Genomic DNA, 14,117 nt, shown 5'->3' with positions numbered 1-14,117 from the left:
AACAGCGCTCCGAGCGCCTCGGGGTCCGACTCTCAGGCTGGCTTCAGTGTCTTATCAGGCAGGTACGGGCATGATTGACCTATGTCATCTGGTACTCCCCAGCCGTCTGGGGCCCCGCAGCAGGCCGGCGCGGCGTCGGCCGCCACCTCGACCGGTCAGCAGAGCGCGACCGTCCTCGTGGTGGAGGACGAGCCCACGATCGCGACCGCGATCGCCCAGCGGTTGTCCGCCGAGGGCTGGCGCGTCGAGGTCGCGCGCGACGGCCTGTCCGGCGTCGACGCCGCCTCCCGGCTGCGCCCCGACCTCGTGGTGCTCGACGTGATGCTCCCGGGCATCGACGGGCTCGAGGTCACACGCCGCATCCAGGCGGAGCACCCCACCCCGATCCTGATGCTCACCGCACGCGACGACGAGACCGACATGCTGGTCGGTCTGGGCGTGGGCGCCGACGACTACATGACCAAGCCGTTCTCCATGCGCGAGCTGGTGGCACGGATCAAGGCCCTGCTGCGCCGGGTCGACCGCGCGGCCCAGGCCGCCGCGACCACGCCCGCCGACCCGCCCATGACGATGGGCGACGTGACCGTGGACCGCGCCCAGCGCCGTGTCTACCGCGGGGGCGAGGAAGTGCACCTGACCCCCACGGAGTTCGAGCTGCTCGTCATGCTCGCCGGCTCCCCCAAGACCGTGCTCACGCGCGAGCGCCTGCTCGCCGAGGTCTGGGACTGGGCCGACGCCAGCGGCACCCGCACCGTCGACTCCCACATCAAGGCGCTGCGGCGCAAGCTCGGTCCGGACCTGATCCGGACCGTCCACGGCGTCGGGTACGCGTTCGAGCCGCCCGCCAACCAGTAGCACGGGTGTCGTTCCGATGAGACCGCACGTGCCCCGCGTCCCCGACGTGCGGCCGCTCGACCCCCTGCGCTCGCTCAAGATCAAGCTCGGCGTGCTCGTCGCGGCCACCGTGACGGCCGCTGTGCTCATCACCTGGCTCGGCCTCCAGGCGTCCCTGGGGCCGAGCCGCACCTTCCCCCTGGCCATCATCCTGTCGCTGCTGGTCACCCAGATCCTGGCCCGCGGCATGACGTCGCCCCTGCGGGAGATCACCGAGGCCGTCCAGGCCATGGCCGACGGCGACTACACCCGCCGGGTACGCGCGACGAGCAGCGACGAGGTGGGTCAGCTCGCGCACGCCTTCAACCGCATGGCGGAGGACCTGGCCTCGGTGGAGCAGACCCGCCGCGACCTCATCGCGAACGTGTCGCACGAGCTGCGCACGCCCGTCGCCGCGCTCCAGGCCCAGCTCGAGAACATGGTGGACGGCGTGGTGCAGCCCACCCCGGCCGCGCTGGAGCAGGCGCACGCCCAGACCGAGCGGCTGACCCGGCTCGTCACCTATCTGCTGGACCTCTCCCGGATCGAGGCGGGCGCCTCGGCCCTGAACGTCGGCGAGATCGCCGTCGGCGACTTCCTGGAGCACTGCGCCGAGGACCTCCAGATGGTCGACGCCGCCAAGGACCTGCACTACGTCATCGACGTGACCCCCGAGGACCTGACCATCGAGGGCGACGCGGAACGCCTGCACCAGGTGGTCATCAACCTGCTGCAGAACGCCATCCGGCACTCGCCGCAGGGCGGCGTCGTCCGGCTGGACGCGTACCCCGTGGACGGCACGGAGGGGTCGGACATCGTGCTGGAGGTGAGCGACGAGGGGCCCGGCATCGCCGCCGCCGACCGCGAGCGGATCTTCCAGCGGTTCGTCCGCGGCACCGGGTCGACCGGCGCGCAGCGCGGTGACGGGGGGCGCGACGGCGGCGGCCGGGGCGTCAGCCGCCGGGGCGGCCGGAACCGGGGCGACAAGGGCGACAAGGGGCGGGCCGGCACCGTCGACGAGTCCCTGGTCGACACGATGAGCGGCGCCGACGGCACCGTCGGGTCGGGCACCGTCGGGTCGAGCGGCGGCACCGGGATCGGCCTCGCGATCGTCCGCTGGGCGGTCGAGCTGCACGGCGGGCACGTCGAGGTGGTCGACTCCGACCGCGGCGCGACGATGCGCGTCACGCTCCCCGCGCGGGCCCACCCGGCACCGGGTGTCACGACGACGCACACGGTCTGAGCCGGGCGACGTCCCGCCCGGCGGCGTCCGACGAGAAACCCAGCAGCCTAGGGCTGCGAGGCGCCAGAACGTGAGACGGAGTCCCGTGATTTCTGTCACAGACGCCAAAGATTGTCCGTGCCGGGCGAAACCCCGTAACACCACGTTGGGGACTTCGAGGCCGAATGTTGCCCTGGTTTTGCTCTGGGTGCGAGAAACATGACGAACCTACTTCTTTGACACCGGACCCGCCCGCAACACCCGCGGGATCACGCCCCCCGCGGAGCGCGGAGGGCCTACCCTTGGAGGGTCCGAAAACCATTCGGGCTGTGCGCGCTGTGACCCCTGTGCGGCGCGCGACGAACGCAACTGTGGTGAAGGTGGGCGATCCGCGCGTGTCCCCTAAGGCTGGTTCAGAGTCGATCAGCGTGGCGAGCTCGTCATTCGGAGCCAACGAATGGCTTGTGGACGAGCTCTACCAGCAGTACCTGAAGGACAAGAACGCGGTGGACCCCGCGTGGTGGGACTTCTTCGCCGACTACACGCCGGGCGAGAACGGTTCCGCCAAGGACGGCGCCACGGCGCCCGCCCCGGCCTCCCCGACACCGACCGCGGCACCTACGGCCGCGCCCGCCGCGTCCGCCCCGGTTGCCGCGCCCGCCGCGACGCCCGTGCCCGAGGCACCCGCCCCGAGCGCCGGCCCGGTGACCGGCGGCACCGCCGCCGCCGAGGCCGAGCAGCCGGTGCGGGAGAAGGCCCTGCCGGCCGACCCGAAGGTCAACCCGGCCAGCCCGATCGCCACGCCGCCCACCACCCACTACGCGGACACGTTCGAGCGCCCCGTGGCGCACCCGGACGCCGTCGACGACATCCAGAAGCTGCGCGGCCCCGCCGCGCGCGTGGTCACGAACATGGAGGCCTCGCTGGAGGTCCCCACCGCCACCTCGGTGCGCGCCGTGCCCGCCAAGCTGATGGTCGACAACCGCATCGTCATCAACAACCACCTCAAGCGCGGACGCGGCGGCAAGATCTCGTTCACGCACCTCATCGGCTTCGCGCTGGTCGAGGCGCTGGCCGACATGCCCGTCATGAACGCCCACTACGAGCCGGTCGACGGCAAGCCGGGCGTGAACCAGCCGGCGCACGTGGGCTTCGGCCTCGCGATCGACCTGGCCAAGCCGGACGGCTCGCGCCAGCTCCTGGTGCCCAGCATCAAGAAGGCCGAGGAGCTCGACTTCGCCGAGTTCTGGGCGGCCTACGAGGAGCTGGTCCGCAAGGCCCGCGGCAACAAGCTCGGCGTGCCGGACTTCCAGGGCACCACGATCTCGCTGACCAACCCGGGCGGCATCGGCACCGTGCACTCGGTGCCCCGCCTCATGCAGGGTCAGGGCACCATCATCGGCGTCGGCGCCATGGACTACCCGGCGGAGTTCGCCGGCGCGTCCGAGGAGCAGCTCGCCCGCATGGGCATCTCGAAGGTCATGACGGTCACGTCGACCTACGACCACCGCATCATCCAGGGCGCCCAGTCCGGCGAGTTCCTGAAGATCATCTCGAACAAGCTGCTCGGCCTGGACGGCTTCTACGACCGCGTCTTCGCGGCGCTGCGCGTCCCGTACGAGCCCGTGCGCTGGGTGCGCGACAACACGGTCGACGCCGACGTCGAGGCCGCCAAGCCGGCCAAGATCGCCGAGGTCGTGCAGGCGTACCGCTCGCGCGGTCACCTCATGGCCGACACCGACCCGCTGGCCTACCGCCAGCGCAAGCACCCCGACCTGGACATCCAGACCCACGGCCTGACGCTGTGGGACCTGGACCGCACGTTCCCGACGGCGGGCTTCGGCCCCAAGCCGAAGGCGACGCTGCGCGACATCCTCGGCCTGCTCCGCGACTCGTACTGCCGCACCATCGGCATCGAGTACATGCACATCGCCGACCCGGGTCAGCGCAAGTGGCTCCAGGAACGCCTGGAGGCCGGCTACGCCAAGACCCCGCGCGAGGACCAGCTGCGCATCCTGCGCCGGCTGAACTCCGCCGAGGCGTTCGAGACGTTCCTGCAGACCAAGTTCGTGGGGCAGAAGCGCTTCTCGCTGGAGGGCGGCGAGTCCCTGATCCCGCTGCTCGACGCGATCCTGTCGCGCGCCGCCGAGGGCGGCCTCGACGAGGTCGGCATCGGCATGGCCCACCGCGGCCGCCTCAACGTGCTGGCGAACATCGCGGGCAAGAGCTACGGCCAGATCTTCAAGGAGTTCGAGGGCCAGCTCGACCCCAAGAGCGTCCAGGGCTCCGGTGACGTGAAGTACCACCTCGGCACCGAGGGCACCTTCACCTCCGAGTCCGGCGCCACCACGCGCGTCTACCTCGCGGCCAACCCGTCGCACCTGGAGGCCGTGGACCCGGTGCTCGAGGGCATCGTCCGCGCCAAGCAGGACCGCATCGACCTCGGTGGCGACGGCTTCTCCGTGCTGCCGATCCTGGTGCACGGCGACGCGGCGTTCGCCGGCCAGGGCGTGGTCCCCGAGGTGCTGAACCTGTCGCAGCTGCGCGGGTACCGCACCGGCGGCACCATCCACGTGGTCGTCAACAACCAGGTGGGCTTCACCACCGGCCCGACGGCGTCGCGGTCGACCACCTACGCGACCGACGTCGCCAAGGGCTACCAGGTCCCGGTCATGCACGTGAACGGTGACGACCCCGAGGCCGTGGTCCGCACCGCGGAGCTCGCCTTCGCGTTCCGCGAGCAGTTCGGCCAGGACGTCATCATCGACCTCATCTGCTACCGCCGCCGCGGGCACAACGAGGGCGACGACCCGTCGATGACGCAGCCGCTCATGTACAACCTCATCGAGACCAAGCGCTCGGTGCGCAAGCTGTACACCGAGAACCTGGTCGCGCGCGGTGACATCACCGTGGAGGAGGCCGAGCACGCGCTGCAGGACTACCAGTCGCAGCTCGAGCGGGTCTTCACCGAGACCAAGTCCGGCTTCACGCCCGCCCCGGAGACGGAGCACCTCGCGGGCCTGGAGCGCCCCGAGTCGCAGCGCGAGGACGCCGGCACGATGGTCGGCTGGCAGACCGCGATCTCCCACGACGCGCTGCAGCGGGTCGGCGACGTGCACACCACGCCGCCGGAGGGCTTCACGGTCCACCCGAAGCTGGCCCAGCTGCTGGAGAAGCGCCAGCTCATGGCCAAGGAAGGCGGCATCGACTGGGGCTTCGGCGAGCTCGCGGCCTTCGGCTCGCTGCTCGCGGAGGGCACCCCGGTGCGCCTCGCCGGGCAGGACTCGCGGCGCGGCACGTTCGTGCAGCGGCACGCGGTGCTCCACGACCGGGAGACCGGCGCCGAGTGGACCCCGCTGCTGTACCTGTCGGGCGACCAGGCCAAGTTCTGGGTCTACGACTCCTCGCTGTCGGAGTACGCGGCGCTCGGCTTCGAGTACGGCTACTCGGTGGAGCGCCCGGACGCCCTGGTGCTCTGGGAGGCGCAGTTCGGCGACTTCGTCAACGGCGCCCAGACGGTGATCGACGAGTTCATCTCGTCCGCCGAGCAGAAGTGGGGCCAGTCGTCGTCGGTGGTCATGCTGCTGCCGCACGGCTACGAGGGCCAGGGGCCCGACCACTCGTCGGCCCGCATCGAGCGGTTCCTGCAGCTCGGCGCCGAGGACAACATCACCATCGCGCAGCCGTCCACGCCGGCGTCGTACTTCCACCTGCTGCGCCGCCAGGCCTACGCCCGGCCGCGCCGTCCGCTGGTGGTGTTCACGCCCAAGCAGCTGCTGCGCCTCAAGGCGGCGGCGTCCGCGGTGGAGGACTTCACCTCGGGCACGTTCCAGGAGGTCATCGCGGACTCGACGGCAGACGCCGCCAAGGTCGACCGCGTGATCCTCTGCACTGGCCGCGTGTACTACGACCTCCTCGCCGAGCGCACCAAGCGCGGTGACGAGGGCGTGGCCATCGTCCGCCTGGAGCAGCTCTACCCGTTCCCGGAGGCGCAGATCCGCGCCGAGATCGCCAAGTACGGCGAAGCCGAGGTGGTCTGGGTGCAGGACGAGCCGCAGAACCAGGGCGCGTGGGGCTTCATCCACCTGGCGCTGCCGCTGGACGTGCCGTACGTCAAGGTGGTCTCCCGCCCGGCGTCGGCCTCGACGGCGGCCGGTACCGCGAAGCTGCACCAGGCACAGCAGAAGACGCTGCTGGAGCAGGCCTTCACCCGCGGCTGACAGTCCGCACACGCCGAAGGGCGGGCACCCCACGGGGTGCCCGCCCTTTGGCGTGTGCGAGCGGTGTCACCACCGGTCGTGGACGTGCTCCTTGATCAGCTCGTCGTAGATCTCCCGCACGCCCGACATGAACAGCGGGCCCAGCGTCGCGGCGTCGCCCGCAGCGGCGTTGGCCCGGGCCTGCTCCACGTTGCGCGCGCCCGGGATGACGGACGAGACGCCCGGCCGCTGCCACGCCCACGCGATCGCGGCCTGGGCCGGCGTGAGGGTGTCGCCCAGGATCTCCCGGGACAGCTCGGTGAACCGGGCCGCCGCCTCGAGACCCACCTCGTAGGGCACGCCGGAGAACGTCTCGCCGACGTCGAAGGCGGCGCCGTCACGGTTGAAGCTGCGGTGGTCGTTCTCCGCGAACACCGTGTCCTTGGTGTACTTGCCGGAGAGCAGCCCGGAGGCGAGCGGCACCCGCGCGATGATGCCGACGCCCGCCGCGGACGCCGCGGGCAGCACCTCGTCGAGCGGCTTGAGCCGGAACGCGTTGAGGATGATCTGCACGGAGGCGACGTTCGGACGCGCGATGGCCTCCAGGGCCTCCGTGGTCTTCTCGACGCTCACGCCGTACGCCGCGATGACGCCGTCGGACACGAGCTCGTCGAGCGCGTCGTACACGGCGTCCGTGGAGTAGACGGCCGTGGGCGGGCAGTGCAGCTGCACCAGGTCCAGGCGGTCGACGCCGAGGTTCTGCCGGGAGCGGTCGGTCCACTCGCGGAAGTGCTCCAGCACGTAGTTCTCCGGCACCTGGTCCATGCGCCGGCCCATCTTCGTGGCCACGGTGATCCCGGCCTCGGGGTGCTCCTTGAGGAACGCGCCGATCACCTGCTCGCTGCGGCCGTCGCCGTAGACGTCCGCCGTGTCGAAGAAGGTCACCCCGGCCTCGAGCGAGGCCTCGAGAACGGCGTGGGCATCGCTCTCGCTGACCTCTCCCCAGTCGGCGCCGAGCTGCCAGGTGCCCAGGCCCACGGCCGATACGAGCCGACCAGTCCGTCCGAGTACCTGCTGTTCCATGGTTCCTCCTACTGCTGGGGCGGGCAGAGCTGCCCGCGCGGACCCGCCGTCGGGTCCAGTCGTTCAGCGGGGCCCTGCGTGCTGGGTGGGGCCCGACCGTCTAGCCTGCTCTCTAGTCTGCTGTCTCACGCTACGTGGCGCAGGCGAGAATTGCCCTACGGTTACGGTGTGAGTGTGACGACAGAAATTCCTCCGGTTGCTGCCGCAAGGCCCCATCCTTCCGGGGACCAGTTCCGCATCAGCCACGCGGGCCATCGCGCCACCGTCACCCAGGTGGGTGCGGCGCTGCGAGAGTACTCGGTGGACGGCCGTGATGTCGTGGTGCCGTTCGGCGCGGACGAGATCAACCCCGTGTTCAACTGCGCGGTCCTCATCCCCTGGCCCAACCGGCTGCGGGACGGCGCCTACGAGTACGGCGGCGTGAGCCACCAGCTCCCCGTGACCGAGCCGGCGCGCAACACCGCGCTGCACGGCCTGGCGGCGTTCGACCGCTGGTCCGTCGTGGAGCACACGGGCTCCGCCGTCACGCTCGAGCTCGAGCTCGTGGCACGGCCCGGCTACCCGTTCCAGCTCGTGGCGCAGATGCGCTACTCCCTGTCCGACGCCGGTCTCGAGATCACCCTCGACGTCACCAACGTGGGCGCCGACACCGCGCCGTACGGGTGCGGGTTCCACCCCTGGCTGTCCACGGGCGGCGCGGACCTGGACGAGTGCACCCTGCGGCTGGACGCCGCGACCCGCGTGACGACCGACGAGCGGCTGCTGCCGACCGGTACCGAGCCGGCGTCGGGCATGTTCGACCTGCGCGAGGCGCGCAGCGCCGCCGGCGTCGACCTGGACGACGCCTACGTGGACGTGACCCGCGACGAGAACGGCCTGTCCTGGGCCCACCTGACCGGCCCGGACGGGAGGACGGCCGCGGTCTGGATGGACGAGTCGCAGGACGTCTGGCAGGTCTGCACGGGCGACCACATCGAACCGGGCCGCCGTCGGATGGGGCTGGCCGCCGAGCCCATGACCTGCGTCGCGGACGCCTTCCGCACCGGCGAGCGACTCGTGCACCTCGCCCCGGACGAGCACCACGGCGTCCGCTGGGGGATGACCCTGCTCTGACGACCTCCGCGTTGTCGCGACGCGGCACGCGGCCGTCGGCGCGTTGTCACCGATCGGCCGCGCTCCGTGCACCACAATGGGGAACCGGCCGTCCGCCAGGCTGCCGGGAACAGGCAAGGAGAGTCCGTTGCAGGATCGCGAGGTGCGCATCTGCGTCGTCGGTGACGAGCTGGCCACGGGTGTCGGAGACGCCCGTGCGCTCGGCTGGACCGGCCGCGTCGTCGCGCGCACCCACTTTTCCCGGACCGCAATGCTCTTCACGCTCGCCGTCCCCGGCGAGAACAGCACGCAGCTCGGCGCCCGCTGGGAGGCCGAGACCGCGGCGCGGTTCGGCCCGGACTCCGAGGTCGAGAACCGCCTGGTCGTGGCCCTGGGGCGGCATGACGTCGCCGCGGGGCTCACGGTCGCGCGCTCACGCCTGAACCTGGCGAACATCCTCGACGTCGCGGACTCGAACCGCACGGCGGCGTTCGTCGTCGGGCCGCCGCCCGGTGCGCCCGCGGAGGGCGACCGGATCGCGGAGCTCTCCGACGCGTTCGCCGACGTCGCCAGCCGGCGCCGCGTGCCGTACGTCGACACGTACACGCCGCTGGCGCAGCACGAGCAGTGGCTGGCCGACCTGGCGCAGGGCGGGGGCACCTACCCCGGCCAGGCGGGCTACGGCCTCATGGCGTGGCTCGTGCTGCACACGGGGTGGCACAGCTGGCTGGGCCTGCCCCAGGACGAGGTCGCCTGAGCCGGAGGTGCAGCGCAGGGTGGGGGCCGAGGAACGAGGCAGCCGCCCGGAGCGGAACCGCAGGCTCAGGCGACCAACAAGCAGAGCGTGCGCCGGAGGTGCAGCGCAGGGTGGGGGCCGAGGAACGAGGCACCCGCCCGGAGCGGAACCGCAGGCTCAGGCGACCAACAAGCAGAGCGTGCGCCGGAGGCGCACGCCGGAAGCCCGGGTCACCAAGGTGACCCGGGCTTCCTGCACTACGGCGACCGGGGTCAGCCGCGGGTGATCGTGGCCGTTCCCGAGACCGTGTTGGTCGAGATGTAGGCCGCGGCGCCCGGCTCCGCGTGGTCGACGACGACGGTGCGCTGCGCGCTCGACGTCGCCTGCGCCCCGTCGATCACGACCTTGCCCGTCACGCTGCGTGCGCGGAGGTTGACCGGTGCGCCGGCGTCGAGCTGGACCGCCGCCGCGCCGGAGACCGTCTTGGCGTTGACCAGCGGCGTGGTGCCGACGGCGGTGACGTCGACCGCACCGGACACGGTCTGGACCGAGACCCGGCCCAGGGCACCTGCGAGCGACACGGCGCCGGACACGGTCGTGGCCGACGCGTCGCCCGAGTGCTCGGCGATGCTGACGGCCCCCGTGCCGGACTTGGTGGTCACGGAACCGGTGGTCCCGGTGACCGTGATGGCGCCGCCCGCGGTCTTGACGTTCACGCCGGCCTGCGCGCCGGTCACCACCACCTCGGCGCCCACGGTCGCGACGTCGACCACGGACGTGGCCGGCACGGTGATCCGCACGACGGCGCTGTCCTGGTCCTTGAGGCCGCGGAACCGGTCCACGAAGCCCTCGAGGCCCGGGAAGTCGTACGCGACCCGGAGGTTGCCGTGCTCGGCGAGGATCTGCAGCGGCCGCGTCGAGACCTCGAGAACCTCCACGACGGCACCGGACGTGCGGTTCGGGTCGGCCACGATCTCAGCGCGGCCGTTCGTCAGTCGGACGGTCAGGGTCGTGGCGCCGCCGACCTCGATGGTCTGCGGTGCGGCCACGCTCCAGGACTCGGTGGTCATCGCTGTGCTCCGTTCATGGGGATGGGGGGTCACTGATCTGGTCACTGCGGGCTCGTGCGGTGTGCGGCGGGCGGTGAGCTGCTCGCGCTGTTCGGCAGGGTCCCACGGATCGCGGCACGCGCCGAGTCGAGGACGGTGCGCAGCGTCTCGACGGTCAGCGCCGACACCGTACCGGCGACGTCGGCCTCCCGCAGGTCGGCCAGCACGTCGTTGCGGAACCGCTGCAGCACCGCCTCGGCGTCGTGCCGCAGCGAGTTGGACTGGGTGCGGCGCGGGTCCGGCGTGGTGTCGGGGCCCGGTCGCGGGCGGGTGCGCACCTCCTGCGCCGCGGCGGCGAGCTCGGCCCGCAGGCCGCGCATCGTGTCGCGGATGTCGGCCCGCACGTCGTCCGCGAGGCTGCGTACCGTCTCGGCGACGCTGCGCTCCAGGCGCTTGACGTCGTCGAGGCGGGAGTCGAGCTCGGCCTGGCCGGCGGGGGTGAGCTCGTAGGTACCCTTGCGCCCGGCGCCGGAGGGTCCGGCCGTGCCGGGTCCCGGCGCGGAACGGCGCACCAGCCCTTCCTCCTCGAGCCGGGCCAGCCGCGGGTAGATGGTCCCCGCGCTGGGGCGGTACGTGCCGCCGAAGCGCCGGGTGAGCTCGGTGATGAGCTCGTACCCGTGCCGGGGCCCGTCCATGAGCAGCACCAGGAGGTAGAGGCGCAGCTCGCCGTGGGCGAAGACCGGTGGCATCACAGCTCCACGGTCGAGTGGTCCGCGGGGGTGGCGTCGACGGGGGCGTCCTGCGGGAAGCCGACGACGGTGACCTCGCCGGAGACGCTGGTGGCCCGCAGCCGGGTGGTCCCCGGGCCGGCAGGCCCGGCATCGGTGCGGCCGACGCCGGAGAACGTGGCACCGCCGCCGCCGGAGAACTGGGCGCCGCCCACCGTCACGCGCCCGCTGACACTCTGCGCGGACACGGCCACCGCGCCGTCGTCCGGCACGCGCAGCAGCAGGTTCCCGGACACCGAGTTGACCTTGACCGACCGCGGCTGGGTCGCCAGGTCGATCGTCACGTCCCCGGAGACCGACGACGACACGACGGACTCGGCGGACCCGCTCACCACGACGTCGGCGGACACGGTATTGCTCGTGATGTCGCCCACGTGGTCGCGGACCGTCACCTCGCCGGAGACGGTGTTCAGCCTGAGGTCGCCGGCCGTGCGGGAGACCAGCAGGGACCCGGAGACGGTGGACGCGGACGCCCCGGCCGTCGTGCCCGCCAGGAGGCACTCGCCGCGGATCGTGCCCAGGCGCACCGCGGTGCCGGCGGGTACCGCGACGTGGATGTCGGCGCGTGCCTTGCCGCCGAAGTCGGCGAACCGCTTCATGAACGAGCCCCAGCCGCTGAGGCCGCTCTCGTGCTCGATGACCAGGCGGCCGTCCTCGAGGCGGACCTCCAGGGACCGGCCCTCGACCGAGTGCACCTCGACGCGGACGACGGGCTCGTCGTGGGCGACGACGTCCAGCCGGCCGTCGACGACGTGGGCGTCCACGGTGGTCACGTCGCTCAGCTCGATGGTCTGCGGACCGGTGACGGTCCAGCTGTCCGTGCTCATGAGTGCCTCCGATGGTCAGGTCCTGAACGCGATATATCGCGTTGATGCCAGACACGATATATCGCGTTACTCGACCTGACAACCCCGTGCGGCCTGACAACCCCCGGATCTGTGGGACCATTGAGCCATTCAGTCCGTCACCTGTCAGGAGACACCCATGAGCAAGCGCGGTCGCAAGCGCCGTAGCCGCAAGGGCTCGGCCGCCAACCACGGCAAGCGTCCCAACGCCTGAGGCGAACAGCCTGAGCATGCGAAAGGGCCGGCACCCCCACGGGGTACCGGCCCTTTGTCATGCCTCGGGCTGCTGCGTCAGTCGGCCACCGAGACCACTGACATCACCGTCAGCTGCTCGTGGATCCGTACGCGCAGGGTGTCCGGCGCGCGCTCGCTGCACGACCGCTTCACGAGCTGCTTGACCAGGTCCTCGACGCTCAGCTCCGCCAGGCACGGCGAGCAGTGGGCGACGTGGGCGCGCATGCGCTGCTCGTCGTCCGGCGTCATCTCGGAGTCCAGGTACTCGTACAGGTGCGTCAGTGCGTGTTCGCACTCGGACTCCCCCGCCGTGTCGTGCGGTACGGGTTTGATGTTGTTCACTGCGCACCTCCGGGCGCCTGGCTGACGAGTCCTCGCTGAGCGGCGTAGTCGGCGAGGAGCTCACGCAGCTGCCGGCGTCCGCGGTGCAGACGGGACATGACGGTCCCGATCGGCGTCCCCATGATCTCCGCGATCTCCTTGTAGGGGAAGCCCTCGACGTCGGCGTAGTAGACGACCATCCGACGGTCCTCCGGGAGCTCGGCGAGCGCCCGCTTCACATCGCTGTCCGGGAGCCGGTCCAGCGCCTCGGCCTCGGCCGAGCGCAGGCCGCGCGACGTGTGCGACGCCGCGCGCGCGATCTGCCAGTCCTCGACGTCCTCCGCCTGGGACTGCTGCGGCTCGCGCTGCTTCTTGCGGTAGCTGTTGATGAACGTGTTCGTGAGGATCCGGTACAGCCAGGCCTTCAGGTTGGTGCCCGGCCGGTACTGGTGGAACGCCGCGAACGCCTTGGCGAACGTCTCCTGCACCAGGTCCTCCGCGTCCGCGGGGTTGCGCGTCATGCGCAGCGCGGCGGAGTACAGCTGGTCGAGGTACTGCAGGGCGTCCCGCTCGAACCGCGCGGCGCGGGCCGTCGAGTCCTCCTCCTGGGGGGACCGCTCGGTTCCCTCGGCGTCCTCGGGGTCGACGTCGGTGGTCACGTCGGTGCCCTCGGTCGGTCCCGTGGTCCCGACGACGGCCTCGCTCGCACCCTCGCCGGGGCGCGCCTCGACGTCGGCGCTGCCGGCATCGGCGCCTGCGCCCTGGTTCTGCTCACGGGAAGTGTCAGTCATCGCCCTTGAGCCTAGCCGCGTCGGCCAGCCGGTGTTCGCCAGAACGGCGCCGAAAGCGCTCGAGGCGGCGCCGGACAGGACGTCCGCCGTGCCCTTCGCCGAGTCGGTACCGGCGTCCAGGAGGTGCGTCGGGACTGCTCCGAACATCAGGGGAGCGCTCTGCGCGACCGCCGACGAACCTGCCGTCGCACCGGGCAGGCCGCTGGTCTCCGGGCTGGTTGTTGCGTTTGTCACCGTGCCGATCACCGTGTCGTTCACCGCATCCTTCTCGAGGCATTGCTCCACGTCCGCTTCAACCGCCGTCCACGGCCTCGAATTCCCGGCGGCGCGCGCGGCATCCTGCTGCGACCGCGGCCCGCATCTGCCAAGGTGGAGCCATGCTGCTTCGACACATCGCGCGACCGCTGCTGGCCTCCTCGTTCATCTACGACGGCGTGCAGGCTGCCCGGAAGCCGAGCGAGCACGTGGCCGCCGCCCGCACGGGATCGGCCCTGGCGACCAAGGCACTCGGTGCCGAGCCGCTCAGCGAGAAGCAGGTCGCCACGCTCGTGCGCGCGCACGGGATCGCGACCGCCACGGCGGGCACGCTGCTCGCGCTGGGCAAGGCGCCGCGCGCCTCCGCCCTCGCCCTCGCGCTGCTGACGCTGCCGCTCGCCGTCGTGAACCAGCCCTTCACCGCACCCAAGGCGGAGCGGCCCGCGCGCACCGACCGGTTCCTGCACAACCTCGCCTCGGTCGGCGCCGCTCTCATCGCGGGTGCGGACCTGGAGGGCCGGCCGGGCATGTCGTGGCGCGTCCAGCAGGCTCGCGCGGCGCGCGCGGAGAAGAAGGCCGCGGCCGCCGAGGCGTGACCGCCGGGTGCCGGACGCGCAGGCCACCCCCGG

At 71.8% G+C, this 14,117-nt stretch carries 13 protein-coding genes; 7 read left to right on the top strand and 6 right to left on the bottom strand.

Going from position 1 to position 14,117, the window contains the following annotated elements; all coding sequences use genetic code 11:
* Positions 1-81: 81 nt before the first annotated feature.
* The 3 genes from QRN56_RS09280 (at position 82) to QRN56_RS09270 (ending at position 6,315) form a co-directional block, all read left to right on the top strand.
* Entirely contained in the window at positions 82-855 is a 774-nt protein-coding gene (locus tag QRN56_RS09280) for a response regulator transcription factor (RefSeq protein WP_285102605.1), read from the top strand.
* Between the two features lie 16 nt (positions 856-871).
* Entirely contained in the window at positions 872-2,116 is a 1,245-nt protein-coding gene (locus QRN56_RS09275) for a sensor histidine kinase (RefSeq protein WP_285102604.1), read from the top strand.
* 374 nt (positions 2,117-2,490) lie between these two features.
* Entirely contained in the window at positions 2,491-6,315 is a 3,825-nt protein-coding gene (locus QRN56_RS09270; RefSeq protein WP_502928773.1) for a multifunctional oxoglutarate decarboxylase/oxoglutarate dehydrogenase thiamine pyrophosphate-binding subunit/dihydrolipoyllysine-residue succinyltransferase subunit, read from the top strand.
* 66 nt (positions 6,316-6,381) lie between these two features.
* Here QRN56_RS09270 and QRN56_RS09265 read toward each other — a convergent pair whose 3' ends face one another.
* Positions 6,382-7,377, bottom strand: coding sequence for an aldo/keto reductase (locus QRN56_RS09265; protein ID WP_285102602.1), 996 nt, complete (start codon positions 7,375-7,377; stop codon positions 6,382-6,384).
* Positions 7,378-7,545: 168 nt separating this feature from the next.
* On the opposite strand from QRN56_RS09265, the gene QRN56_RS09260 reads away from it, so the two are divergent.
* Positions 7,546-8,490: an aldose 1-epimerase family protein gene (locus QRN56_RS09260; protein ID WP_350224563.1), complete on the top strand. Its 945-nt coding sequence runs from the start codon at positions 7,546-7,548 to the stop codon at positions 8,488-8,490.
* A 142-nt stretch (positions 8,491-8,632) separates the two neighbouring features.
* On the top strand, positions 8,633-9,226 hold the full coding sequence (locus QRN56_RS09255) for a GDSL-type esterase/lipase family protein (protein ID WP_502928784.1): 594 nt from the start codon (positions 8,633-8,635) through the stop codon (positions 9,224-9,226).
* A 251-nt stretch (positions 9,227-9,477) separates the two neighbouring features.
* On the opposite strand, the gene QRN56_RS09250 is transcribed toward QRN56_RS09255, so the two are convergent.
* The 3 genes from QRN56_RS09250 to QRN56_RS09240 are packed head-to-tail and all read right to left on the bottom strand — an operon-like array spanning position 9,478 to position 11,869.
* Complete coding sequence (locus QRN56_RS09250) at positions 9,478-10,275, bottom strand: DUF4097 family beta strand repeat-containing protein (protein WP_285102600.1); 798 nt, start codon at positions 10,273-10,275, stop codon at positions 9,478-9,480.
* 41 nt (positions 10,276-10,316) lie between these two features.
* Complete coding sequence (locus tag QRN56_RS09245) at positions 10,317-11,003, bottom strand: PadR family transcriptional regulator (RefSeq protein ID WP_285102599.1); 687 nt, start codon at positions 11,001-11,003, stop codon at positions 10,317-10,319.
* Positions 11,003-11,869: a DUF4097 family beta strand repeat-containing protein gene (locus QRN56_RS09240; protein WP_285102598.1), complete on the bottom strand. Its 867-nt coding sequence runs from the start codon at positions 11,867-11,869 to the stop codon at positions 11,003-11,005. The genes QRN56_RS09245 and QRN56_RS09240 overlap by 1 nt, the downstream gene beginning before the upstream one ends.
* A gap of 157 nt (positions 11,870-12,026) precedes the next feature.
* Here QRN56_RS09240 and QRN56_RS27690 point away from each other — a divergent pair, with 157 nt between their 5' ends.
* Positions 12,027-12,101, top strand: coding sequence for a 50S ribosomal protein bL37 (locus QRN56_RS27690; RefSeq protein ID WP_156968370.1), 75 nt, complete (start codon positions 12,027-12,029; stop codon positions 12,099-12,101).
* A gap of 77 nt (positions 12,102-12,178) precedes the next feature.
* Here QRN56_RS27690 and rsrA read toward each other — a convergent pair whose 3' ends face one another.
* The gene (gene rsrA / locus QRN56_RS09235) at positions 12,179-12,463 is read right to left on the bottom strand and encodes a mycothiol system anti-sigma-R factor (RefSeq protein ID WP_285102597.1); all 285 of its coding nucleotides are present in this window, start codon (positions 12,461-12,463) and stop codon (positions 12,179-12,181) included.
* Positions 12,460-13,233 carry a sigma-70 family RNA polymerase sigma factor gene (locus tag QRN56_RS09230; protein ID WP_285102596.1) on the bottom strand — a complete coding sequence of 258 codons (774 nt, stop codon included), beginning with the start codon at positions 13,231-13,233 and terminating at the stop codon, positions 12,460-12,462. Before QRN56_RS09230 ends, rsrA begins: the two co-directional genes overlap by 4 nt.
* Positions 13,234-13,610: 377 nt before the next feature.
* Between QRN56_RS09230 and QRN56_RS09225 the strand changes: the two genes are divergently transcribed.
* Entirely contained in the window at positions 13,611-14,084 is a 474-nt protein-coding gene (locus QRN56_RS09225) for a DoxX family membrane protein (RefSeq protein ID WP_285102595.1), read from the top strand.
* The last annotated feature ends 33 nt before the right edge of the window (positions 14,085-14,117 follow it).

This window comes from Promicromonospora sp. MEB111, assembly GCF_030209445.1.
Lineage (GTDB): Bacteria > Actinomycetota > Actinomycetes > Actinomycetales > Cellulomonadaceae > Promicromonospora.
Note: the sequence above shows the minus strand (reverse complement) of the source record. Positions and strands in the feature narration are given on the sequence as shown.